Consider the following 24609-nt stretch of genomic DNA (forward strand, 5'->3'; position numbering starts at 1 on the left):
GACACCGGGCCGCGAATGTCGCGGCCGCAATGGCTGGCCGTCTCGTGCAGGTGCAGCTGATGACCAATCGTTACCGAAAGCAATGGGAGGCTCTGGCCGCCGACGACCCGTTCTGGGCGGTGCTGACGGACCCGCGGATGAAGGGCGGCAAATGGGACAGCGCGGCTTTTTTCCAGACCGGGACCGACGAGATCGGCCAGTTGGTACGGGACGTGTCTGAGCTCGGAATCGAGGTCACGCCAGGGATCGCCCTTGACTACGGCTGCGGTGTCGGCCGGCTGAGTCGCGCGCTGTCGAAAGCCTTCGCACAGGTGATCGCAGTCGACATCTCGGAAACCATGCTTGCGCGGGCGCGCATCGAACATGCGAGCTTCACCAACATCCGCTTTATCCGCGGAAACGGCAACGACCTTCATTCGGTTGGCGATGCAAGTATTGATTTCGTCTACAGCAACATTGTCCTGCAGCATGCGCCGCAGGCCACGCAGCGGGCGTTGATTGCAGAGTTCTGCCGCGTCCTGCGGCCAGGTGGCGCGCTCGTCTTCCAGACGCCGTCGCATCCTCACCTGAACAGCCTGAACGGCATCGTCCATCGGCTGGCCGGCAACCGCGTGCTGAACCTCGCACGTCGGCTCAAATACGGAAGGGCCGGCGTCATGGAGATGCACACATTCAGACGTGGACGCGTCGTCGAACTGCTCCGCCGTACCGGCATGCAACTCATCTCGGTGCAACGCGATGATGCCGCCGGTGGTGTTTTTGCCAGCTACCGCTATTTTGCGGTCAAGCCCTGAGTCCAGGCGTGGCTCAGGACCACCTTCTCAAACCTGCAGCGCGCTGCCGATGAAATTGCCATCGGCCGTGTTGCTGCTGCGCTCGCACGCCGCCCGTGCCAGCTGGGCCGTCTCCGACGCGTTGATCGGCCCAGCCATTCTGCTGCTGCTGTCACCGTTTCTTCTGCACCAGCTCGGCGCAGCCGGCTTCGGCCTGTGGGCGCTGGCAACCGCAATCAGCGGCTTCGGCAGCGTTGCGTCACTCGGCGTCGGGCTTGCGACGACCAAATACGTCGCCGAGGATCTCGGAGCAGGCAACCGGGCTGCAGCGCTGTCGGTGACCCGTACCGCATCGACGGTGGCGCTTGCGGGCGGTCTCGTTTTCATCGTCGTGCTCGGACTGGCCGCACCGGCGCTGGCCAGGCTCGCTTTTTCGCGAATGGGCGACCCTGCGTTGGTCAGCGCGGCGTTGACGCTTGGTGTTGCGCTGCTGGTCGTCCAGGAACTGGACGCCGTTTACGCCGGTGCGCTTCGTGGCGCGCAACGTTTTGATGCAATCGGCAAGATCGAACTGTCGATGCGGCCGCTTTGGGCCACTGCCGTCGCATTGACGGCATGGCAAAGCCAGGACACGGTGTACGCGTTGGCCGCGGGCCTTTGCGTCAATCTGCTGAAGGCGGTTCTGAAGGCCACCTGGGCATCGAGCGTACTGCGCGGATTCTGCGCAAAGACGACGTTTGATCGGGGCCAGTTCAGCCGCATCTTTCATTTCGGCAAGTGGGCGTGGGTCAACGGCCTGGGAATCGTCCTGTTTTCGGTCGCCGACCGCATCCTGGTCGGCGCACTGCTGGGCGCGGCCGACCTCGCCCGTTATTCTCTGTGTCTGCAGCTGACGCAGTTTGTCCACGTCGTGATCGCCGCCGCCTGGCAACCGGTGATTCCGATCGTCAGCGGAGCCCGGATCGACGCCGACCGGCTGCGGCAATTCAAGCGCCTGTCACTGCTCGGCGGGGCGGCCTGCCTGCTGCCGCCGCTGCTTGTCGCAATCGCTTCGCCGGCAATCCTGTCGGTTTGGGTCAGCCCGCAGTTCGCCAGCGAAAACCACATGCTGGTGCTCGGGCTGTTCGCATCGGCCGCGCTGCTCTCGTTCGGTGTGCCGACCCATCACATCCTCGTTGGCCTCGGCGAAATGCGCCTGATTGGCATCATCGCCATTGTTGGCGGCATCCTGAATCTGTCGACGGCGCTGGTATTCTCCGCGATCGGCGTCGGCGCCTTTGCAATCGGCAGGATGGTATTTGCCTTGCTGACGACGCTGTATTTCGCACGCCTGTGGCAGTTTGCCCGATCGCGGACACGGACCGCCGCGGCGGCTTCTGATCCGACAGCTCCGACCGCCGGGGCATAAAGAAACTGCAATCCATTCACTGTTCCATGTCGCCCCAACTCAAGTCGCTCGGGAAAAAATTGCTGCGCCGCGTCGGCGTCGAAGCCCACAGCTACATTCCCGGTTCCTCTCGCGAGGCCCAGCTGCAGGCCGCGTTAAAGCATTTCCGCATCGGATTCGTCATCGACGTCGGTGCCAACGAAGGCCAGTTCGGGCTGGAACTGATCGACAGCGGATTCGGCGGGCAGATCTTGTCGGTCGAGCCACTGCCGATGGCACACCGACAGCTGATGCAGCGCGCGCAGCAGCATCCGCAGTGGCGGATCGCTGCACCATGCGCACTCGGCGCCGAGGCAGGAACGGTCGAGTTTCACGTCGCGGCCAACTCGGTCAGCAGTTCGGTGCTGCCGGTCACCGGCAGCAGTGTCGATGCTGCGCCGGGCTCGCGGCATGTCGAGAAACTCAGTGTGGCCCAGTCGACGGTCGACATCCTGGTTCAGCAGCACGAGCTGCCGAGGCACGGTGGCCTGCTGAAGATCGATACCCAGGGCTACGAATGGGCCGTGCTCGATGGCGCCGAGGCCTCCCTCGACCGGTTCGACCTGGTGATGCTCGAACTGAGCCTGACCGAACTGTATGTAGGCCAGCATCTTTGGCTCGATGTGATCCACCGGATGGAACGACTCGGCTTCGCGACCTGGTTGCTGCAACCTGAATTCGTCGACCCGACGAGTGGTCGCACGCTCCAGGTCAACGGTCTGTTCGCCCGGCACCGGCCGAATTGATCGGCCATGGCGTCGCCGGATCACGAACCGCGCCGCTTTTTCGACAACCGGGAAGCTGGCTGCGGCCCGGTCGCGTTGTCGATCGTCTGCGCAGTGCGCAACGGCGAAAAGACGCTGCGTCGACTGATCGACTCGTATGCCGCGCAGCAGCAACCACAGACCGAGCTGCTGATGATCGATGCGGTATCGACGGACGGCACCTGGACGATCATCGAAGCCGCCCGCGGCGTCGTCGCCGCTGCGCTGTCGGAACCCGATCGAGGCATCTACGATGCCTGGAACAAGGCCCTGCCGTTATGCAGTGGCCGCTACGTCGCATTCATCGGCTGTGACGACCACCTCGCCCCCGGCTCGCTCGACACAATGTGCGCAGCAATCACCGATACAACGGATCCGATGCAGCCAGCTCCGCAGCTGATCGCTGGCTTCAATATACTGACCCGCGGCGGCATGCCGGTGGCGTTACTTGGGGAACCGTTTCGCCGTCAACGCCTGCACACCCGCATGATGGTTGCGCATGTGATGGCGGCTCACCGGCTCGACTGGCTACGCGCCGCTGGCGGCTATGATGCCGGATTCCGTTCGTCCGGCGACTATGAACTGCTGCTCCGCGAGCGCAAGGGGCTGGAGGTGAGGACCTTGCCGTCGATCCTGGCCTTCATGGAGGACGGCGGAACGAGCCGCCAGCGCTGGCGGCCGCACCTCGAGAATTTTCACGCACGTCGCAAGGCCGGGTACGGATTGATTCTCAGCAGCTGGCTGCTGCTGCGTGCGGCCGGCTTCACGGTGCTGAGGATGATGCGGCTGAAGTGACGACTGAGTGATGCGTGCCTACCTATTCGTCCTGCTTTACGTGACCGACGAGGTGATGTCGCTGCTGATGCCGGTCGCCAGCGGCATGTTTGCCGTATTTGCCGTCGTCTATTGCCTGCTCCATCCGGCGACCAACCGTGCCGATCCGCCGCTGGCCAAGATTCGATTCGGCTTCGCATTGCTGCTGGTGCTCGGCACCGTCGGTGCCGTGCTGTCTGGCACCCGGTTATCGCCACTTTTCGTTCTGACCCTGGTGCTGCTGTACGCCCTATGGACCACCGGCGCCCGCCTGCCGCCACTGACCCGTCTGATCACACCGGCCGCCGCTCTTTTCGGCGTGCTGTTGGCGCTTGTCTTCCTGGTCTTTGCGCTGTTCGACCTCGACCTGTTCTCGACATTGCGCGGCGTCGAGGCGAATCGTGCAGCCGGCCTGTTTCTCGAGCCCAGCCACCTTGCGCTCTACGTGATGCCGCTGTGGCTGATCGCGTTTGCCCGGCCGGCGTTCCGGCCTCTGCTGTGGGCCTGCATGCTGCTGTTCGTCGCCACCCAGTTCACCTTCTCGATGGTCGGCGTGCTCGGCGGTTTCATCGCACTGAAATTGCTGCTCGATTCGAAATCGCTACGCCACACCTTGTTTTCGATGCTGAAGGTGCTGCTAGTGGTCAGCGCCGCGCTGGTGCTGATCTACAGCGTGCCGGACCTGATCGTGATCAATGGCATCGAACTCGCCACCTACATCAACAACCGGATCTTCGGATTCGTCGCCCGCGCAGGCGACGAAAATTTCAGCTTGTCACCGCTGGTCATCGTGCAAGGGGTTGAACTTGCAACTCTCTCGCTCATATCCAGCTCCGGTCTCGGCGTTGGCCTTGGGAACATGGGCATCAACGAAGCGATCTATTCGCAGAGCCCGACCCGCGACATCCTGATCGCCGTCACCGCTGACTTCGAAAGTCTGAATCTGCGCGACGGCGGCATCTTGTTGAACAAGCTCGCGGCCGAGCTCGGCTTTATGGTGCTGCCTTTCCTCTGGCTGCTGGCGCGGGCAGCGATGCGGATCCGCACGATGCCGCACTCGCATGCGCGACATGTTCACATCGTTCTCGGCGGGTTGGCGCTGGCGCTGCTGTTGGTACGGGCGCTGCCGTATTTCGCGGCGCCGACCTGCCTGGTCATTCTGTCGCTGGCGTCACTCACTCATCTTGGACCCAAGCGGCGCAAGCGCAAAAGCCGGACGCGGGCCCAGCGGCGAAGTGCGCCGCAACTGGCGGCGCAGATGTGATGGAGGAGCGAATCGACAACCCCCGTTCGCGCTACGGCATTGCGCAGTCGATCTGGCTCGCCGGCTGCCTGTTGGTGACCAAACTGTTCTTCCGGCCCTGTCGGTTGATCCGCTTTCCGATCTTTCTGCGGGGCAAATCCAAGATCCGATTCGGCAAGCGCTTCGTGTCGGGCTACCTGGCGCGGCTCGACGCGCTCGGCGGGCCAGGTTGCATCGAATTTGGCGACGACGTGCAGATCAACGACTTCGTCCACATCGGCGCGATCAACAAGGTCAGCATTGGCAACCAGGTGCTGATCGCAAGTCGGGTCTTCATCAGCGACCACGACCACGGCATCTACGGAACCGAACACGGCACGGCAAGCTCGCCAGAGCAGCCACCGGCCGAACGCATCGTCACCGGTCGGCCGGTAGAGATCGGTGACCGCGTCTGGATCGGCGAAAATGTGTCGATTCTTTCCGGCGTGACAATCGGCAGCGGATCGGTCATCGGCGCCGGCGCGGTGGTCCGCGGCGACATTCCCGCCAATAGCATCGCAGTGGGCGTTCCAGCCCGTGTCGTGCGCAGATTCGATTTCGAGAAACAGATTTGGATACCAGTCGCCACCGGCCTTGCCTCGTCATCTCGGCCGTGAACTTCACCGAGGGCGGGCCGTTGACGATCCTGCGCGAGGTCGTCGGCGTGGCAGCGCGCGATTTCGCCCACTGGCGCATCTGCGTGATCGTCCATCGCACCGGCCTGCTGAACGTCCCCGGCATCGAGGAGATCGTCTACCCCCAGGCCAAGCGCTCATGGCTGCGCCGCATGTGGTGTGAGTGGGTCGAACTCGGACAGATTTCGCGCCGCCTGCAGCCCGACGTCTGGTTGTCGCTGCACGACATGACACCCCGCGTACGGGCCCGACGCCGCTACGTGTATTGCCACAATCCGGCACCATTTTCTTCGTTGCCTCTTCGCCGACGCCTGCTTGACCGCAGCTTTTTTCTGTTCAGCCTTTTTTATGGCGGTCTGTACCGCTTGAATATCCATGCCAATAGCGGCGTCATCGTGCAGCAGCAGTGGCTGCGCGAGGAATTCGTCCGGCGCTATGGCGTGAAGCGAGTGATCGTCGCGCATCCGACCGTCAGCGTCTCGCCCGAAGCCAGTGCAGTGGCTCCCGCTCGTCGCGTGCCGCCGCAGCGTTTCGTCTTTCCGTGTTTTCCGCGCATTTTCAAGAACATCGAACTACTCGGTCAGTGTGCGGCAATCCTCGATCGCGAGCCGCGCTGGACTGGCCGCATCATAGTGACGATTGATGGCTCCGAGTCGTCATATGCGCGGTCGCTGGTCGACACCTACGGCGGCTCGCACAGTATCGAATTCGTCGGTTTGCAGGCGCCATCGGCAATGGTCGATCTCTACGCCCGAAGTGATGCACTGCTGTTTCCTTCGCTGCTCGAAACCTGGGGTCTGCCGCTCACAGAAGCGAAACAGCGCGGCCTGCCGATCGTGGCCGCCGATTTGCCGTACGCCCGTGAATCGATCGGCAATTCGGATGCCGTTGCGTTTTTTGATCCGCATGATGCAACGGCGCTGGCCGAATTGCTGCTCGGCTTGTCGGAAGGGCGCATTACTTTCGGCACGGCCCGGCACGCCGATCCGGACCAGCCATTTGCCCGCGGCTGGACCGAATTGCTGAACATCCTGCTGGTCGATGATGAGGCCCTCGGCAACGACGCGCGGGCCACGCTGCCGACGGCGACCAAACTGGCACGGAGATGACAATGCATTTGCCCCGGATTGCCATCCTGCTGGCAACCTACAACGGCCGCGCCTGGATTGAGGCGCAGGTCGCGTCGATCATTGCGCAGCAAGGTGTCGCCTGGACGCTGTTTGTCGCTGACGACGGCTCGAACGATGGAACGCGCGAATACATCGAATCGCTCGCGGCGCAGCGCAGCGACATCGTGCTGCTGCCGCCGGCCCCGCCGAGCGGCTCATCGGCAGCCAATTTTTCGCGGCTGTTGCGAACCGTCGATATCAGCGGCTTCGATCACGTTGCCCTCGCCGATCAGGACGATATCTGGCTGCCCGGCAAGCTGGCGCGCGCGTGCCTGCTGATGCGCAGGAAGCTCGTCGACGGCTATTCGGCCAGCGTCGAAGCGTTGTTCGCCGACGGCCGCCGCTCGATGGTTGCGAAGGCCTCGCCGCAACACCGCCACGATCATTATTTCGAGAGCCCGGGGCCGGGATGTTCGTTCGTGTTGAGCCGTCGCCTCGTCGAGCAGCTGATACCGGTGCTCGAGGAAATCTCGACCCATGGTGACCGCATTTTCGCCTACCACGACTGGTTCATCTACGCCTTTGCTCGGCGCGCTGGCTTCCGCTGGCACATCGATCCGACGCCGATGATGTTGTACCGCCAGCATGCCAACAACGTGCTCGGCGCCAATATCGGGCTGATCCCGCGAATGCGCCGGATCCAGCGAATCCGCTCGGGCTGGTATTTCGACGAAGTGCGTTGGCAGCACCACACGCTCGAATCGCTGGCCGCGCTGATGCCGGCCGGCAAGACGACGCTCGAGCCGCGGCTGCTCGACATCGCCGGATTGCGCGCGCGGCTGCGCTTTTGCCTGAAGGTCGTGCCACATGCCCGGCGCCGGCTGCGCGACCGGCTGTGGTTGTGGGTCGGCGTTTCCAGCGGCGTGATGCGCTGAGGTCGACCATGTCCGGCACCCACAGCGCGCTCGACGAGCAGCAGGCCTTCAGCAACTATTACGAAGCGGCCCGCAACGGCCTGCTCGAATTGCTGGCCGGCGAACCCGCGCCACGCCGCGTGCTCGAGATCGGCTGCGGCGGCGGCGCCAACCTGGCTGAACTGAAGCGCCGATTCAACAACATCCACACCATCGGCGTCGAAAAGCTGCCGCAGGCCGCGGCAGCGGCGCGCAACGCCGGTCGCGTCGACGAGATGATCGTCGGCGACGTGCTCGATGCCGAAGCGGTGTCTTTCGAGACGGCCACATTTGACCTGATCGTGCTGAGCCACGTGCTCGAACATCTGGCGCAGCCCGAGCAGGTGCTCGAACGATGCAAACAATGGCTGCGGCCAGAAGGCCGGATGCTGATCGCGTTGCCCAATCTGCGCCATTTCAGCGTCTTGAAGGAACTGCTGGTCAACGGTGATTTCCGTTACCGCGACGATGGCATCCTCGACCGCACCCACCTTCGTTTTTATACCCGGCGCAGCGCCGAGCGCCTGTTTGCCGCGCACGGCCTGGCGGTCGTCAAGCGGCGCGGCGACATCGCCGGTCGCCGCTCCCGCACGCTCGACCTGCTGAGCCTCGGGCTGGCGCGCGAGTTCACTGCCTTCGCCTTCAATTTCCTGGTGGTCAGAACGTGAAGCTTCCCCAGGACCAGGATCTCGTGACGAATTCCCATCCGCCCGGCGAAACCGCGCCGACCGTGCTGCTGCCGCTGCACATCGGCAAATTCGTGCCACCGCCGTTCGCCGGCATCGAAAGCCATGTCGACACGCTGCTGCGCTCGCTGACGCCGCAGGTCGATGCGACGCTGGTCGCGAGCGAACTGCCGACCCGCAGCCCGGTGCCGCGCGAGCCGACGCCATATCGGCTGCTGGCCTGTCCGTCGTATGGCACCGTCGCATCGGTCGCCGTCAGCCCCAGCCTGCGCGGCGTGGTCAAGCGCGAGTTCAACGAAGGCCGCGCCAACCTGTTGCATGTGCATGCGCCCAATCCCTGGGGCGACCTCGCCGCGCTCGATTCGCACATCGACACCCCGGTCGTGATGACATGGCACAGCGACGTCGTGCGCAAGCCGGCGTTGTTCAAGCTGTATTCGCGGATCCAGCAGAAGGCCCTGCGACGGGTTGATCGGGTCGTGATCTTCACACCGAAACATTTCGAGAGTTCGGCGCAATTGCACGTGGCCGACGTCGAGCACAAGCTGGTCGAGATCTCGATCGGCATCGATTTCGGCCGCCTCGACTCGACCGCCAGCGTGCCGGAGGTCGAGGCCTCGCTGGACCAATGGGCGCAGGGCAGGCCGATCGCATTGAGCGTGGGCCGGCAGGTGCCGTACAAGGGTTACCGCCATCTGATCCGTGCGATGTCGATGTTGCGCGGCGATGCAGTGCTGCTGATGATCGGCACCGGCCCGCTCGGCAGCGCGCTGAAGCGCGAGGCCGCCGAACTCGGGCTCGGTGACCGTGTGCGTTTCCTCGGCGAGGTCGACCTGCCGACGCTGGTCACCGCGCTGCGCCGCTGCGATATCTTCTGCCTGCCGTCGATCGAGCGGTCGGAGTCGTTCGGCATCGCCAGCGCCGAGGCGATGGCCTATGGCAAGCCGACCGTCGTCTGCGAATTGAACAACGGCGTCAATTATCTGAACCGGCACCGAGAGACCAGTCTCGTTACGCCCCCGCGCGACGAGCGTGCGCTGGCCGACGCGATCGACCAACTGGTCGACAATGCGGCGCTGCGCCGGCAGTTCGGCGAAGCGGCGCGCGCCTGGGTCCGGACGACATTTTCGGTCGAGCAGATGCGCGACGACACGCTGGCGATGTACCGGTCATTGATGTGAGCAAGAGGAAATCGATGAACACAGAGGACAGGCCCGCCCGTTTCGCCGGCGGCCCGAGTGCAGCGGCGGCAGCCTCTGCGTCGCGCACAGCCAACCGTACTCGCCGTCTGTCGCTGATGATTGGCGCATCGGCGTTGCTGGCTTCAGTTGCCGGCTGCGGCGGCGGCAGCACCACCATACCGGAGGGAAGCACCCCGAGCGCGCCTGCTGCGACAACCTCACGCGACTGCGTTGCCAAGCGCAACGTCGCCGGACACGACGTCGTGCTGCTGATAGGCCAGTCAAACATGGCTGGTTACGGCGCCTATCTGGTGCCCGCCTTCGACAACCCCGATCCGCGGGTCAGGCAATGGACCCGCGGGGGCACGATTGCCGAAGCGACCGAACCGCTGGACCATCCGCAGATTCCGTTCAACAACGGCCGGATCGGCCCCGGCCTTGCGTTTGGCAAGGCGTATATCGCCGATCTGCCAGCCAGCCGCAGCGTGCTGCTGGTGCCCGGAGCTTGGGGCGGAACCGGCTTTTCGAGCGGCTCGTGGAACCCTGGCGATTCGCTCTACGAACAGGCGGTGCAGCGCACCAAGGCCGCGTTGGCACTGAACCCGGCCGGCAACTGCCTGGCCGGCATCCTGTGGAGCCAGGGTGAAACCGACGCGCTGAACCAGATGCCGGAGGCGAGTTACCGCAGCGCCTTGCGCACGATGATCTCGTCGATGCGTTCCGCGCTGGCCAGCGGCAGCGTCGTGCCGAACGACATTCCGTTCGTGCTCGGCCAGTTTTCGCCCGACTGGATCGCGCCCGCGCCAACGGCCGCACAGCAGGCGATCCTGAACGTGATCAATGAAACGCCGGGCGCCGTGTCGACGACTGCAATCGCGTCGACCGGCGGCCTGACCAGCAACCTGACGCAGGGGCTCGAGAACGGTTCGATCCACCTCGATGCCGCTTCGCAGCGCACCTACGGCAGCCGTTATCGCGAGGCACTGAAGGCGGCCGTTGCCAACAGCCGCTGACGGCCCAGGCCGGTAATGACGTCGAGACTGCTTTCGCTGGCGTTTTATCTGCCGCAGTTCCATCCGATTCCGGAAAACGACGAATGGTGGGGCAGCGGCTTCACCGAATGGACCGCGATGGAGCGCGCCCAGGCCTGGTACCCGGGCCACCGGGTGCGGCAACCGGTGCCGCCGCTCGGCCGCTATGACCTGCTCGATCCGGCAGTCATCCAGGCCCAGCATGCCTTGGCCCGTTCGCACGGCATCGACGGATTTCTGATCTGGAACTACTGGTTCGGCGGAGGCCGGCAATTGCTGGAGCGGCCGCTGCAGATGGTTCTCGAGCAGCGGCTGCAGTGCGACTATGCGCTGGCCTGGGCCAATCACGACTGGGTCGACAAGCGCAACAAGCGCGTGCTGATGAAGCAGTCGTATCCGGGGCGACGCGATATCGAGGCCTATTTCCACCATTGCCTGCCGCACTTCAGGTCGGACCATTACATCCGGGTCGACGGCAAACCGTTCTTCTTCATCTACCGCCCCCAAGCGCTGCCCGATCTGCCGTTGTTCCTGTCGACCTGGCGCACATTGGCAGCCGAGCACGGGCTGCCGGGGCTTTTTTTTGCTGCCGACCTGCTGCAGCAGCAAGACCGCCCGCCGCCCGGGCTCGATGCCTGGAGCTGTTCGGCCGGTTTCTGGCAGGCGCACAAATGGCGGAACCCCGGCTTCTTGCGCCAGAGCCTTGCACGCCGGCTCGGCCTGCCCAGCCTGCCGCCACGTTTCGATTTCAGCACGCTGCTGCGCAATGCCATCCCCGCCAGCGCAGACGAGCAATTTCTGCCCACCGTCTTCACCGGCTGGGATACCACCCCGCGGCACGGCCGCGACGGGATGATCGTCGATGGACTGACACCGGCCAGTTTCCGTGGCCATCTCGAACAGGTGAAGGCGCAGTTGCTGCGCCAGCATGGCACAACCCGCATCGTGCTCGTCAAATCCTGGAATGAGTGGGCCGAAGGCAACCTTCTCGAGCCCGACAGCATCCACGGGGAATCGCTGCTGCACGAATACCGGCGTTTCGTCGAAAACTGCCGCGCCGCGCTGGCGGCGGAAACCGTCGCCACTGCAGAGCTGGCGGTGCGCCGCTGATGCCTGTCCGTTATGCCAGCTACAGCGCCCCGCTGAAACGGGTGTTGCGCATCGTCGATGGCCTGCTGGCACTGCGCAGCTGGCGCCGCGAGCGGCCTCCGGCCGACCAACCGGTACGCCGCATCCTTCTTGCCAACCAGGCCCATCTCGGCGACGCCATCCTGGCCACCGCGGTGATTGCACCGCTGCGCCGGCATTTTCCGCAGGCCCGTTTCGGCTTTCTGGTTCATCCAGGCTCGCGGCAGGTCGTCGAGCCACACCCCGCCATCGACTGGGTCCATCAGGTCGAACACTGGCATCTGAACCGCGCGGAGCGCTCGCCGTGGCGGCGCTGGCAGCGGCACCGTGCATCCTCAACCGCCGCGCTGGCGGCGATTCGCGCGGTCGACTACCAGCTGGCGATTGACCTGCATCCGCATTTTCCGAACAGCATTCCATTGCTCCGGCGCAGCGGCATTGCGCGGCTGGTCGGCTGGACCAGCGGTGGGTTCGGACCGCTGCTCGACGACGCGGTGAGCGACGACACCGACCTGCCGGTCAACATGCTGCAGCGGCACGCCCGGTTGCTGCAATCGCTCGGGCTGACCGTTGATGCCGCCCAGCTTCGGCCCGCGCCGGCGCTGTCCGACGCCGCCAGGCAGGCCTGGCGCGCAATTGCGAGCCGCGAGCGAATCAGCGAAGGCTTTGTTGCGCTGCATGTCGGCGCGCATGCCGCACATCGCCGCTGGCCGGCTTCGCAATGGGCCGATGTGACAGCCGAACTTGCCCGCAGTGGAACGACTGTCGTGCTGCTTGGCCACGGTGAGCAGGAAGTCGAACTCGGCCGGTCGATTGCCAAAGCCTGCCCGGGCGCGATCGACCTGACCGGCCAGCTCGGCTGGGGCGAACTGGTGGCGGCGATTGCTGACTGCACACTGTTGATTTCGCACGATTCGGCTGCCGCCCACCTGGCGGCCGGCTTCGACAAGCCCCGCATCTGCATCGCGACCGGCATCCATGATCTGCGAGTCTGGCTGCGTGCCGGCGAGCGCAGCATCGTGCTGTCGAAACCGGTACCGTGTGCACCGTGCGGGCGGATTGCCGGATGCTCTACGATGGAATGCATCCGTGGTGTATCGACGGCAAGCGTCGTCGACGCCGCCACGACGCTCACCGATCGGGCCGACAACCGCCCGCTGCAACCGCGTGATCCATCGCGATGAGTTCCACCACCGCCGAATTCGAGTCGATACGTGCGCTGCGCGGCGTGGCCGCGCTGCTTGTCGCCGTTTCGCACCTCGCGCCGTTCCTGCCGAGCGCAGGCCATGGCTGGGCGGCGTTTCCCTTTGCGCTCGGCAAGGTCGGCGTCGACATCTTTTTTGTCATCAGCGGCTTCGTGATGGCGCTGGCCACCGCATCGTTGCCGGCGGGCCGCAGTGGTGCGCTGGGCTTTCTGTGGCGGCGCATCGCCCGCATCGTTCCGCTGTACTGGATCGTCACGCTGGCGCTGGTTGCCGCAATCGCGCTCGACATGAATCTCGGTGCGCAGCGCAGCGTCGACATCGAGCGGCTGCTGCGCTCGCTGCTGTTTTTTCCAGTCCATACCGAAGAAGGCGGCATCCGACCGATCATCGCGGTCGGCTGGTCGCTCGACTACGAGATGTATTTCTATTTGTGCATGACTGCCGTGTTGTGCCTGACGCACCGCCACCGGCTGCTCGGCACCGCCGCATTGATCGCGATCATCTATCTGCTGGCCCGCCCTGCACTCGACCCGGGCGTCGATTGGGTCGTCAATTCCGGGCTGGTCGCGGAATTCCTGTTCGGCTATCTCGCCGCGGTCTGCTACCGCAACCGCCGCGCGACCGGGCTTTTGCTCGCTGCGGCGGTGGCCGCGTGTCTGTATTCATGGTCGCTGATCCTGCAGTTGCACCCGTATGGCGCCGGCTTCGACCGCAGTTTTTCCTGGGGGGCGGTTGCGCTGATCGTCGTCGCCGGGCTGGCGGCACTCGAACACCGCGTTCCGATCGGCCGAATCCCGCTGCTCGCCGGGATCGGCGACGCGTCGTATGCGCTGTACCTGATCCACGTGCCGGTATTCGCGATCGTCCATCGCCTGATCGCCGGCCTGGCGTTGCAGATGCCGCCAGTCGTGTTGTTCGCGACGATGCTGCTGGCTGCGACGCTCGCGAGCGTTGCGATGCACCGGCTGATCGAACGTCCATTGACGGTCGGGCTGCAGCGGCGCTCGCCGTTCGCCGCCGGCCGCGCAGCCCCGCCGCGTCCGGCGGGCCACTCGTTGTAACGGAGCCGACCATTTCGATCTTCAGCGAACAATTCGAGGACTCGCGATTCGGCGCAGCAATGCGCAAGCTGGCGTCGATCCCGGTGCGCGCCCGTCAGCTGCAGCTCGAGGCGATGGGTGTCAACAAGGGGACGCAGCTGCTGCTTGGCCAGAGCTGGCGCGAGTCGTTCCGCGTTGAGCAGCGGGCCCGGCCGTTCGAGGACGTCGAATTCCGCAGCTATTCACAAAATGGCGAAGACGGCATCCTGCACTACATCTTTTCACTGATCGGCGCAGGCAGCCGGCGTTGCGTCGAAATCTGCGCCGGCAGCGGCATCCAGTGCAACTCGACCAATCTGATCATCAACCACGGCTGGAATGGTCTGCTGTTCGACGGCAACAGCCAGCTGATCGCCAAGGGCCGGCGCTTCTTCTCGATCCATCCCGATACCAGCGCCTTTCCGCCGCAACTGGTCAATGCCTGGATCACCAGCGACAACATCAACGAACTGATCTCGGCGGCCGGCGTGCAAGGCGAGGTCGACCTGTTGTCGCTCGACATGGACGGCATCGACTGGTGGGTCTGGGACCGCATCGACGTGATCCGGCCGCGCGTCGTCGTTGCCGAGGTGCAGATCATCCTCGGCCCCGACGCCTCACTCACGGTGCCGAACGACCCGAGCTTTCGCGCCGAGTTTGCCGACGGCTGCGGCATCTATTGCGGTGCGTCGATCGCCGCTTTCGTCAAGCTCGCGAGACGCAAGGGCTACCGGCTGGTCGGTTGCCAGCGATACGGCTTCAATGCGTTTTTTCTGCGCGACGACGTCGGTGCCGAGATCTTCCCGGAGGTACCGGCAGCCAACTGCTTCCGACACCCCTTTGCGCAGTGGGCGCAGGACCGCTTCTACCCGCGCGTCAAGGACAGGCCGTGGGTCGAGGTCTGAGCCCCGCTCAGTCGGTGCCGACCTTCACCGCAACCCGGCCGGTGTAGTCCGTGTAGTTCAGCAGCGGGCGCCGCACCGCGCCGCTGAAATATTCGTCGGTCGCCTTCTGCGCACCCTGGAAGTGGCCGTAATCGTCGATCAGCAGCGCGCCGCCGACCGACAGCCGTGGATACAGCACCTGCAGTTCCTTCAGCGTCGATTCGTACCAGTCGGTATCGAGTCGCAGTACGGCGATCTGCTCGGGCAGCAGCGGCTGCGCCAGCGTCTGCAGCACGTCGCCTTGCACGAAGACGACCTTGTCGTCGAGCAGGCCGGCGGCTTCGAAATGCGACTTGACCTGATCGATCGGGCAATAGACCCAGTCGTTGTGGTCGCCGCGGTCCATGCTTGCATAGTGGCGCAGCGCATCCTCGCCGGTGCCGGTATCGACGTCGACCGGCAACGGCTTGGTCATGCCGAGAAAGGTATCGAACAGCCAGACCCGACGCTCAACACCGGCGGCGTCGAACAGCATTTTCGCGAGGATCGCGTTGCCGCCCTTGTAAACGCCGCATTCGACAAAATCGCCCGGAATGCCCTGCTCGATCACATGTTTGCAGGCGAGGATGGTTGCAAACAGCCGCTCGTCGGACACCATCGACAGGTTGTGGGCGCGCACATGGTCGAAGGCCTTCTTTTCGGCGGCGCCGAATTCGACCGGATAGCGGTGCGCCGGCGATACCCGCTGCAGGTCATAACCGAAGGAACGCAGACCGGAACGGATCGTTTTTTTCAGGGACGGCATGGATGGAGAGTCAGGCTGGCGCCCAGGGCGCAGCGGAAGATTGCGGCTGAAGCCGCTGATACGTTAAAACCTTGAATCTATCGGCTGTCGGAGTTCATCCGGTCGAGCGGATCAACTCGGCGACCGTCGTCGTGCCGGCAGCAACATGGCCGAGCCCGGCCTGCAGCAAGCCGTCGTCTTCCTCACGATCCAGGCGTTTCAGCAGATCGTGCTCGCCGACACCTTTCGCGATCAGGCTGGCCATCGTCGAATCGATCTCGATCAGGTCGTAGATCGCGATGCGGCCGAAATATCCGGTCGACGAACATTGCGGGCAGCCGACCGGCCGCATCAGCCGGACCGGCTGGCCGGGATGGCGCGCCGCCCAGCCGTCGATCAGCGTTCGCGTTGCGGCGTCCTCGCTATCGGACGGCTGCGCGCAGACCGGGCACAACTTGCGGACCAGCCGCTGTGCCATCAGACCGCGAACGCTGGCCGAGATCAGGAAGGGCTCGATGCCCATGTCGGTCAGGCGCGTCACCGCGCCGATCGCGCTGTTGGTGTGCAGCGTCGAGAAAACCAGGTGGCCGGTCAGCGACGACTGGATCGAGATCCGCGCCGTTTCCTCGTCGCGAATCTCGCCGACCAGGATCACGTCCGGGTCGTGGCGCAGCACCGAACGCAATGCGCTTGCGAATGTGAAGCCGATTTCCGGATTGACCTGCAGCTGCGTGATGCCGCCGATCTTGTATTCGACCGGGTCCTCGACGGTGATGATCTTTTTTGTCTGGTCGTTGGCCAGCTCGAGCGCGGTATACAGCGTCGTGCTCTTGCCGGATCCGGTCGGCCCGGTGACCAGCACGATGCCGTTCGGAAACTGTGACCAGGCCTCGAACACCGCCGCCTGCGCGGCGCTCATGCCGAGGTCCTGCAGCCGGGTCGGCTTGCGCTCCTGCCGCAGCAGGCGCAGCACGATCGACTCGCCGGCCGAACCAGGCAGCACAGACACCCGGATATCGAAGGCTTCGCCATTGACCCGGGCGTTGATTCGCCCGTCCTGCGGCAGCCGTCGCTCGGCGATATCGAGGTTGGACAGGATCTTGATGCGGCAGACCACCGCATCGAAGCGGTCGCGTGGCTGCCGCTCCTGCAGCAGCATCTCGCCGTCGACGCGCACCCTGACGCTGAAATCGACATCACTCGGTTCGACGTGGACGTCCGACGCGCGCCGTGTCACCGCCTTCGACAGGATGGCGTTGACCAGTTCGATCGTCGGCCCCTCCTCGGCCAGTTCGCGCAAGGCGCGCAGGTCGTCGCCGGCAGCGGTGAAGGTCTGCTGAGCGGTTTGCAGGCTTGGCGACAGCCGTTCGAACAGCGACGGCGTGATCAGCGTCAGCCGCAGTTCCTGGCCGCGCAGCCGCGCCTTGCGCTGCATCAGCTGCAGCACATCGGCTTCGACTTCCTCGCGGAAGGCGATCCAGCTCGCGCCGTCGCTGTCGAACGGCAGGATGCCTTTCAAAACCAGCCACGAGGTCGACAGGCCGAGTTGCCCGGTCGCGTCATGCACCGATCGAGCGAGCTGCTCCACGTCGCTGTTGTCGGCGTTCAGCAGCGGCAGTGCGACAAAACCGGCATAAAACTGGTACAGCGGCGCTTCGGCGATCGCGTTCAGCCGGCGCAGGCCGGAGACGACGTGCACGCCGGTCTGCTCGAGCAGGGCCGCCGACCGCTGCGAGGATTCGAGCGAGATCAACCCCTGCGCGACCATTTCATCGAGCAGGCGCTGCTGGTCTTGACGTGACAACTGGACCGTCGGCTCCCGGCGCGGGTTTGACACGCCAGCCGGCGGCTGGCCGGTGTCGGAGGTAACGGTCGGCGGACGTTCCGCCTCAGCCGTGCTGCGGTTCAACATGTGAATGCTGGCCAGCACCGCGAACGGGCCGGCTGGATTGGATCAATCAATATCATCTGCAGGAAAAGCGGCAATGGACAGCCCGGGATCAATCGGCAGCGGAGCCGATTTTCACCTGCCGCGTCGCATAAAACCACTGGCCGCGAAACTGCGCCATCAGCACCAGATTCGTTGTCGTCGCAGCATCGAATTCAGCCTGCAGTTGCGCCTTTTCTCCAGGCGCGATCTGGGCCGCGGCGACCAGCACCTTCTCGGGCGGAGATTGCGCAGCACCGACCGCTTTCAGGGAAGTTTTCAGCAAGACGATCTGCGAGGTGCCGGGCAACTGGCTTTCGGCATAGACGCGAATCTTTCCGGGCAAGGCGACATCCGGCGCATCAATCAGCAGGTAACCGCTGAGCTCCGGTCTGGCAGCTCCGAGCGCAGTTGCCGCAGCTTGCGTCGAGGTTGCATTGCGCAGCGCGTCCGGCGGATATGCCGGTTGCGAGTGCGCGTTTGCACTGACCACACCTATGGCCAAACCGCATGCGGCCTCACGGAGCCAATGCAAAGCCTGACCTCCCGCTCCAGACCGTGAGCATCCGTTTTTACCCGTCGCTTCCATTCACTCCGTTCCGATCATAAAAAAAGCAGGGAAGGCGAGCCTTCCCTGCTTTGCATGGATCCGGCAGAAACCCGCCAATTACCCGGCGGAGTTTACTGCCGATGACGCGACGATGATCAGGGCACCGCCGGGAACGGGCCGGTGTTCCGGTTCGCGTTCGTGATCGCCGCCTTCGGCACCGTGCCAAGACGCTGAGTCAACGTGCCGCCGTCCTTCACGATGTTGAACTGCGCGTCCTGATCGATGTGATCGCGGTTCGACGAGCCGATGTTCATGAAGTCTGCACCCTGGGTGCTGGAAATCTCGGTCAGCGCCTTGGTGTCGAGGTTGAATGCATAGTTCTGGACACGGATCGTGCCACCGGTGCCTTCGACACGCAGGCGCACGGTCTGGGTCGTCGGCATCGCGTTGTTGACTTCTGCGGTCGGGTTGGTGACCGGAATCGTCAACGCAGCTTGCACTGCCGTGTCGACCACATAACGTGCCGCACGCGGCGCCCAGGTGCCCAGCGGACCCCACATACCGTACTTGCCGTCTTCGTGGATGTACTGCGCCTCGACGTGCATCTCATCACGCTCGCTGTTGTTGATGATGCGCAGGATACCGCGCCACTTCTTGTCTTCAGCGGTGCCCGCCACGGCCTGGTGCATCAGGAAGTTGCGAACATCGACCGTCACGCCACCATAGATGCTCGCCAGTTCAGCTGTGCAGCTCTTCAACGGCTGTTCGGTTACATCGTCCTTCAGCAGCGTGACCATCACGTTGTTGATCGCGGTTGCCGGGATCGGTGTCTCGCCGTTGACGCGGTAGCAGACCGACCAGTCGCCGAGCAAGGTATTGGTTCCCGATTCGGCTTGCAGATCCGCGCGCGTGAATCGCCAGTAGTACTGACCATTGCCGGCGTTCAGCAAGTTGCCGGACAGGCCTGGCCCTGCAGTGGCGCAGTTGAACGCGGCGCCGCCGCGATGCAGGCTCAGCGCGTTGGCGGTGGCAAATCCACCCGGGGCGACGAACTGGATCACCAGCGCACCCGACAGCGGGGTCGCGGTGATGGGAGCGCCGCTGACATCGACACCACCCATCAGGTTACCGTCAGTCGGGATCACCGGGGCGACCCCTACGCTGAAATCGCCATACTGAGGCGCCGCCGAAGGTGCGAAGGACTGGGCGGGAGGCAGCGGACCAACTTCGGGCTTGAACGAATAGATGTCGAGATCAAGCAGACGATCCAGCGCATTGCCCAGATTGCTGAAATTCAGCACGCCGAGTTTTGCACCGAGTTCGTCGCCGGTGGTGCCGCGCTCGGGGAAGGTGGCCTTGGCATTCATGCTCGCGTTGTTCGGCCCGTTTAGATCATCGTCCTCGTTGATCCAGCCGTTCTGATTGCCTCCATAAATGATCGCCTGCACCTCGCGGCTCGGCTTGAAGGTGTAGCGGCCGCCGCCGATGCCACCGATGCCATTGACCGGGGTGGTGCCCGATGTCTTGCCGAAGCTGTTCGTCACCTGGACCAGGCGATCGCCCGACTTGGTCAGCGTGACGGCAGTGCCGCGGGCAAACAGCAGGTAGTTGCCGACTTCGCGGAAATTGCCGCCGTTGCCGACGGTATCTTCCTGCGACAGCACGGCCGGATGGTTGTTGCCGGAAATTGCTTGCAGCTTGACCGCGCCATTCGGGTTGGCACAGGGATTGACGTTGGTATTGACCGTGTAATTGGCGAGGCTGTAAATCGGCGGATAGTCCGCCAGGCTCGTGGTCGCGCTGTCAGGAGCCGACAACGGGTGCATCATGCCACCCGCCGCCTTGAACGAGCTAAAGGTCAGTGTCAGGAATCGCAGATCGACCGATGCCTGCGCCGAATTGTTGACGAGTTCGAACACATAAGTGACGACCGATTCGCCGTTCGTCGCAAACTGCGCCGGCGCGCCCGCGATCGTGTTGCCAGCCTCGACTCTGAGCAGCTTGATCGCGACAAAACCCGCCGCCGGATCCGGATCAGTACCCGGGATCACCGCAAATCGCCCGCCGACACCGTTCACGGTGGCTTCAGCCGAAATCGTCCGGGCCAGGTTCTGGCTTGCCCCGGCCGTGATGCTTGTCAGCACACTCGGATCGGTCAGACGGCGGGGGTTGGACGTCATCACCCAATCGGCACCGACCAGATTGGTCGCGATCTTGAATGTCTGGCGAGATTGAGCGTTGACGCCACCTTCATAGGCATACGAAAACGCGGGTGCCTTCACTTTGGTGTCGTTTCCGAGCGGCGTGGTCGGAAAAACCGTTTCGGCTGCGATCGTCGCGCCGGACGAGTTGAGGTTTGCCGCGGTGGCCACCCCGCTGGCCGCGAACAGGCTTGCTGCGGCGGCGGCAATTTGCAGTTTTTCCATCGTCTTCATTAGGATCACCTTTGCTTGGTTTGTACCCACGGCGCTCATCCAGGAATGGATGAGAGACACTCCGCCGCATCTCCACAACCTCTGACTGCAACCCGCATGGGTATGCACAGTTCGGGGGGCTGTTGCAACTTAGTGTAAGCCACAGAATTCGGCATGGGCAACAAGACTTTCGCTGCCTGCCTAATCGTTTTCGTGAACTACCCCGCATCAAGGGGGCGGTTTGCACCAATTTGTTGCTGTCGTCCAACGTTTGCGCAGGCCAACTTACAATTGATTCGTCCGATCGAGTCGATACGGCAACCCGCCTGTCTCTCTCGTTCATTTCCTCTCCCGCTTCGAATGCCCGAGTTCACCTACACCGCGGTTGATGCCGGCGGCGGACGCCAGCGCGGGACAATTGCCGCCGATGATTCCGTCGCTGCTTCGCAACTGCTCCATGAGCGGCGGCTGCAACCGATCTCGCTGGTCGAGACGATACGGCGGAGCCCCCAGTCGCGATCGTCCGGCAAGCGGCAAACCGACGATGCGGTGGCGTTGCTGATCGGCGAGGTCGCGACGCTGCTCGAAGCCGGTGTGCCGTTGGCCGAGGCGATCGCAACGCTGGCCGATGCCCATGAAGACGGTCACCCGCTGAAACAGGTGCTGAAGTCGATCCGCGGCGGCAGCAGCTTTTCCGACGCACTCGGCAGCAGCGGGCTGAAACTGCCGGTATTTGTTTCGCAGTTGGTGCGCGCCGGCGAATCGACCGGCAAACTCGGCGCCGCACTGCGGGCGGCGGCCACCCACCTGGAAGCCGAAGTGCAATTTGCCCAGGAAGCGCGCAATGCATTGCTGTATCCGATCGTGCTGATCGGCAGCGGCTTGCTGGCGACGCTGGTGATGTTCGTCTTTGTCGTGCCGCGTTTCGCGACCGTGCTCGACAACCCGAAGGCCGATCTGCCGTGGATCAGCAAGATGGTGCTCGGGCTCGGTTTGTGGCTGACCCAGCACCAGGTGGTCGTCGGCGCCGTATTGGCGCTGCTGGTTGTATTTCTGGTCTGGGCTTCGCGCCGGGCCGACGTCCGGCAGGCGGCATGGGAGCTTGCCGCCCGCTTGCCGGTGCTCGGTCCGTGGACCCGCCATGCCGAGGTGGCGCGCTGGGCCTCGTTGTTTGCGGTATTGCTGAACAGCCGCGTGCCGCTGCTGGCAGCGCTGGCGCAGGCCAACGAGACGCTGCGCCGCCGCCGGCTGCGTGCCGATGCCGGCGCGGCGCTGGCCGAGGTGCGCGGCGGCAAGGGATTGAGCCAGGCGCTCGGCGACGCCGCGCTGCTCGACGCCGCCGGCCTGAACCTGATCCGCGTCGGCGAACGGGCCGGCTCGCTCGGCCAGACCGTCGCGTCGCTGGCGCGCATGCATGCGACCCAGAGCCAGCTTCGCCTGAAGCGCTTCCTGGTGCTGCTCGAGCCAATGGCCATCCTGATGATCTCGCTGGTGCTCGGCGGTATCATGATTTCGGTGATGCTGGCGATCACCAGCCTCACCAACGTCCTGTAGAAGCAGCCGCGGCCCGACAGGTACCGATCGGGCCTGCAGCCGCTCGGCTTCGCAGCCATCCGCGCACCCAATTCAACCTTGCCGCACAGGCACCCATGGTCACCTTCCAGCAACTGTTTCACCCTCGCCTGCTCGACATGCGGCGCAGCCGTCCAGCCAAGCGTGCAATCCCATCGAGTCCCGGCCGCTCACGGCGTGCGGCCAGCCTGGGCTTCACGCTGCTCGAGATGCTCGTCGTGATGGTGATCATCGGCCTGCTCGCCGGCCTCGTCGGCCCGCGGATGTTCGGCAAGGTCGATTCGTCGAAAGTGCAGACCGCGCAGACGCAGATCAAGATGCTGCGCAGCGCGGTCGGCATATTGCAACTCGACATCGGCGTCGCGCCTCCCCAGGAGCAGGGGCTTAAATGGTTGACCGAACCGCCGGCCGACGAAAAGCTGCGCGCGCTATGGAAGGGCCCCTATATCGATGGCAAGCTGCCGCTGGATCCGTGGTCGAATCCTTTCGTATACAAGGTGCCGGGGCTGAATGGCCAGCCGTTCTCGATCATTTCCCATGGCCTCGACGGCAAGGAAGGCGGCGAGGGCCTGGCGGCGGACTTGACGAACTGATCAGGCTCGGCATGAGCAGCACCGGTCCGACCCTGCCGGGAGCGGCGAGCGCCCTGTCGCGCAGCCACGCGGCGGGCTTCACGCTGATCGAGATGATCGTCGTGATGGTGCTGCTCGGGCTGGTGACGACACTGGCGTTGCCGTCGATGCAACGCTGGTACGACGCGGTGCAGGCCAAGACGCAGACGATGGAGATCGTCGAGGCACTCCGTGGTGCGATATTTGCCGCCGGCGTCAACCGCCGCGAAATCGTGATGGACGAACGCAGCTTTGCCAGCCGGCAGGAACTGCCACCTGCTGCGGCAGATCCGGCCAGCGCTGCAGGCGCGTCGCCTGCAGCCGCTCGGCGAGGCGACCTGCCCGCGTCAGCGCCGCCACGTCCGCCATCGGACAAGTTTGTCCGGGTGGCGCTGCCAGCGGGCTGGCAACTCGAACGGGTCGAGCCCGCGGCATTTCTGCCGAGCGGCTTGTGCCGCGCCGGATCCGCCGACCTGAAAACCGGCGGCGGTGCCGTCGTCGTGATCGAGGTGCAGGGGCCGCTGTGCGCCGTGGTTGTGAAGGACAAGTCGTGAAGCGCAGCCGTGGATTCAGCCTCGTCGAGGTGCTGGCGGCGATGGTGATCTTCAGCGCCGGCGCGGTGGTTCTGTTCAGCTGGATCACGCAGACCGCCGACCGGCTGGGCCAGCTGACGCTCGAGCAGCGGCGTCTGTTCGGCGACCTGACGGCACTCGAATATGCCCGCGGCCTGAACCCGATGCGCCGGCCATCGGGCGCGCTGACGATAAGCGACGTCGATGTCAGCTGGAATGCCGTGCCGGTCGGCGAGGAGCGGCCGGTCCGCTCCGGCGACGCACCCGGTCAGTATGTGGTGCAGCTGTATCAGGTCGATCTGCAAAGTCAGGTCGAACGCGATCCGGTATCTGCAAGGACGGTCTACCTTGCGGGCTGGCGGCGGACCGCGCAGGCGGCTGCCGCAAACCCATTCAGCAACCTGTTCGAGAAGCCGCCTGCCGCTGCCGATGCGCAACGCTGATATGGTAGCCAAGCCGTTCGAGCCTATTCCGCAGCGCGCCCGGCTCAGCCAGCGGCTGCAAACCGCCCCCGGCTCCGCGCAGTCCGGCCTGACGCTGGTCGAACTGCTGGTCTCGATGGTGATCCTCGGCTTCGTGCTGGCACTGGTCTCGGAGGCGGTTTTCCAGGTCTCGCAGGTGACGCGCTCGGCGCAGGCGGCAACCGCCTCGCTGACCAGCCGCTGGTCGGCCGGCTGGGCGGCCGGCCCGATGCTGGCCAACCTGGTTGCTCCTCCCGAGGCGGCCGTGCGCAAGGCGTTCGAGGGTTCGGCCAACGAGCTGAGCGCTTATACGACACTGCCGGTCGATGGCGGCCAGACCGGGATCCAGCGCTTCACGATGTCGCTGCGGCCAGGCGACAGTGGCGCGACGCAAACCGAACTGCGCGTCGCGGTGCCGACGGCCGATGCACGCACCAGTGAGCCGGCGGCCATCGGCCGATTCGACGGCCGCGCCGAATTTGCCTACCTCGACGAGGCCGGCGCGATCGTGCCGGTCTGGCCGCCGATGGGCGTCGGCGTCGCCACCAGCGATCCGCCCGCCGACCTGCCGCGCGCGGTGATCGTCCGCCGGCCTTTCAGCGACGAACTGCTGATGTGGTATCCGTACCCTGGCGAAACCCGCAAACCGGTACCGCCGTCGCTGCCGTTCGAAAGCAAACCATGACACGACGCGGGCCCCGGCGATCCCCTGCCCGGACGCATCCGGAAGGATGCTGTCGCCGGCCCGCGCGCTGCGGGGGTTTTGCGC

24 protein-coding genes are annotated in these 24609 nt (G+C 64.5%); 20 read left to right on the forward strand and 4 right to left on the reverse strand.

Going from position 1 to position 24609, the window contains the following annotated elements; translation table 11 throughout:
• Positions 1–59 precede the first annotated feature (59 nt).
• The 15 genes from ACNH6H_RS05855 (at position 60) to ACNH6H_RS05925 (ending at position 14970) form a co-directional block, all read left to right on the forward strand.
• Entirely contained in the window at positions 60–794 is a 735-nt protein-coding gene (locus tag ACNH6H_RS05855) for a class I SAM-dependent methyltransferase (protein WP_418316411.1), read from the forward strand.
• Between the two features lie 49 nt (positions 795–843).
• Complete coding sequence (locus ACNH6H_RS05860; RefSeq protein ID WP_418316413.1) at positions 844–2181, forward strand: oligosaccharide flippase family protein; 1338 nt, start codon at positions 844–846, stop codon at positions 2179–2181.
• A 26-nt stretch (positions 2182–2207) separates the two neighbouring features.
• Positions 2208–2945, forward strand: coding sequence for an FkbM family methyltransferase (locus ACNH6H_RS05865; protein ID WP_418316415.1), 738 nt, complete (start codon positions 2208–2210; stop codon positions 2943–2945).
• A gap of 6 nt (positions 2946–2951) precedes the next feature.
• The gene (locus ACNH6H_RS05870; RefSeq protein WP_418316417.1) at positions 2952–3758 is read left to right on the forward strand and encodes a glycosyltransferase; all 807 of its coding nucleotides are present in this window, start codon (positions 2952–2954) and stop codon (positions 3756–3758) included.
• Positions 3759–3936: 178 nt separating this feature from the next.
• A complete protein-coding gene (locus ACNH6H_RS05875) occupies positions 3937–5040 on the forward strand; it encodes a hypothetical protein (RefSeq protein ID WP_418316419.1) in 1104 nt (367 codons plus the stop codon).
• Positions 5040–5675, forward strand: a complete 636-nt coding sequence (locus tag ACNH6H_RS05880; RefSeq protein WP_418316421.1) for a DapH/DapD/GlmU-related protein — start codon at positions 5040–5042, stop codon at positions 5673–5675. Before ACNH6H_RS05875 ends, ACNH6H_RS05880 begins: the two co-directional genes overlap by 1 nt.
• 20 nt (positions 5676–5695) lie before the next feature.
• A complete protein-coding gene (locus ACNH6H_RS05885; RefSeq protein WP_418316422.1) occupies positions 5696–6802 on the forward strand; it encodes a glycosyltransferase in 1107 nt (368 codons plus the stop codon).
• A gap of 2 nt (positions 6803–6804) precedes the next feature.
• On the forward strand, positions 6805–7737 hold the full coding sequence (locus ACNH6H_RS05890) for a glycosyltransferase (RefSeq protein WP_418316424.1): 933 nt from the start codon (positions 6805–6807) through the stop codon (positions 7735–7737).
• Between the two features lie 8 nt (positions 7738–7745).
• Entirely contained in the window at positions 7746–8423 is a 678-nt protein-coding gene (locus ACNH6H_RS05895) for a class I SAM-dependent methyltransferase (RefSeq protein ID WP_418316426.1), read from the forward strand.
• Positions 8420–9622 carry a glycosyltransferase gene (locus tag ACNH6H_RS05900; protein WP_418316428.1) on the forward strand — a complete coding sequence of 401 codons (1203 nt, stop codon included), beginning with the start codon at positions 8420–8422 and terminating at the stop codon, positions 9620–9622. The genes ACNH6H_RS05895 and ACNH6H_RS05900 overlap by 4 nt, the downstream gene beginning before the upstream one ends.
• A 14-nt stretch (positions 9623–9636) precedes the next feature.
• Positions 9637–10635 (forward strand): sialate O-acetylesterase, encoded by a 999-nt coding sequence (locus tag ACNH6H_RS05905; protein WP_418316430.1) that lies wholly within the window; start codon positions 9637–9639, stop codon positions 10633–10635.
• 15 nt (positions 10636–10650) lie between these two features.
• Positions 10651–11763 (forward strand): glycoside hydrolase family 99-like domain-containing protein, encoded by a 1113-nt coding sequence (locus ACNH6H_RS05910; RefSeq protein ID WP_418316432.1) that lies wholly within the window; start codon positions 10651–10653, stop codon positions 11761–11763.
• Entirely contained in the window at positions 11763–12965 is a 1203-nt protein-coding gene (locus ACNH6H_RS05915; RefSeq protein ID WP_418316434.1) for a glycosyltransferase family 9 protein, read from the forward strand. Before ACNH6H_RS05910 ends, ACNH6H_RS05915 begins: the two co-directional genes overlap by 1 nt.
• Positions 12962–14047: an acyltransferase family protein gene (locus ACNH6H_RS05920; RefSeq protein ID WP_418316436.1), complete on the forward strand. Its 1086-nt coding sequence runs from the start codon at positions 12962–12964 to the stop codon at positions 14045–14047. The genes ACNH6H_RS05915 and ACNH6H_RS05920 overlap by 4 nt, the downstream gene beginning before the upstream one ends.
• Before the next feature lie 59 nt (positions 14048–14106).
• Complete coding sequence (locus ACNH6H_RS05925) at positions 14107–14970, forward strand: hypothetical protein (RefSeq protein WP_418316438.1); 864 nt, start codon at positions 14107–14109, stop codon at positions 14968–14970.
• A gap of 7 nt (positions 14971–14977) precedes the next feature.
• Here ACNH6H_RS05925 and ACNH6H_RS05930 read toward each other — a convergent pair whose 3' ends face one another.
• The 4 genes from ACNH6H_RS05930 to ACNH6H_RS05945 form a co-directional block, all read right to left on the reverse strand.
• Positions 14978–15754, reverse strand: a complete 777-nt coding sequence (locus tag ACNH6H_RS05930) for a TylF/MycF/NovP-related O-methyltransferase (protein WP_418316440.1) — start codon at positions 15752–15754, stop codon at positions 14978–14980.
• Positions 15755–15848: 94 nt separating this feature from the next.
• Positions 15849–17537 (reverse strand): GspE/PulE family protein, encoded by a 1689-nt coding sequence (locus tag ACNH6H_RS05935; protein ID WP_418316442.1) that lies wholly within the window; start codon positions 17535–17537, stop codon positions 15849–15851.
• 196 nt (positions 17538–17733) lie between these two features.
• Positions 17734–18249, reverse strand: coding sequence for a hypothetical protein (locus ACNH6H_RS05940; protein WP_418316443.1), 516 nt, complete (start codon positions 18247–18249; stop codon positions 17734–17736).
• A 116-nt stretch (positions 18250–18365) separates the two neighbouring features.
• Positions 18366–20753 carry a hypothetical protein gene (locus tag ACNH6H_RS05945; RefSeq protein WP_418316444.1) on the reverse strand — a complete coding sequence of 796 codons (2388 nt, stop codon included), beginning with the start codon at positions 20751–20753 and terminating at the stop codon, positions 18366–18368.
• A gap of 231 nt (positions 20754–20984) precedes the next feature.
• Here ACNH6H_RS05945 and ACNH6H_RS05950 point away from each other — a divergent pair, with 231 nt between their 5' ends.
• The 5 genes from ACNH6H_RS05950 (at position 20985) to ACNH6H_RS05970 (ending at position 24525) form a co-directional block, all read left to right on the forward strand.
• The gene (locus tag ACNH6H_RS05950; protein ID WP_418316445.1) at positions 20985–22178 is read left to right on the forward strand and encodes a type II secretion system F family protein; all 1194 of its coding nucleotides are present in this window, start codon (positions 20985–20987) and stop codon (positions 22176–22178) included.
• 95 nt (positions 22179–22273) lie between these two features.
• Positions 22274–22789: a type II secretion system major pseudopilin GspG gene (gene gspG / locus ACNH6H_RS05955; protein WP_418316447.1), complete on the forward strand. Its 516-nt coding sequence runs from the start codon at positions 22274–22276 to the stop codon at positions 22787–22789.
• 11 nt (positions 22790–22800) lie between these two features.
• Positions 22801–23361, forward strand: coding sequence for a pilus assembly FimT family protein (locus ACNH6H_RS05960; protein WP_418316449.1), 561 nt, complete (start codon positions 22801–22803; stop codon positions 23359–23361).
• The gene (locus ACNH6H_RS05965) at positions 23358–23822 is read left to right on the forward strand and encodes a prepilin-type N-terminal cleavage/methylation domain-containing protein (protein ID WP_418316451.1); all 465 of its coding nucleotides are present in this window, start codon (positions 23358–23360) and stop codon (positions 23820–23822) included. The genes ACNH6H_RS05960 and ACNH6H_RS05965 overlap by 4 nt, the downstream gene beginning before the upstream one ends.
• A complete protein-coding gene (locus tag ACNH6H_RS05970; protein ID WP_418316453.1) occupies positions 23809–24525 on the forward strand; it encodes a PilW family protein in 717 nt (238 codons plus the stop codon). Before ACNH6H_RS05965 ends, ACNH6H_RS05970 begins: the two co-directional genes overlap by 14 nt.
• Positions 24526–24609 lie beyond the last annotated feature (84 nt).

This window comes from Pseudideonella sakaiensis, from assembly GCF_048320135.1.
Lineage (GTDB): Bacteria > Pseudomonadota > Gammaproteobacteria > Burkholderiales > Burkholderiaceae_C > Ideonella_A > Ideonella_A sakaiensis_A.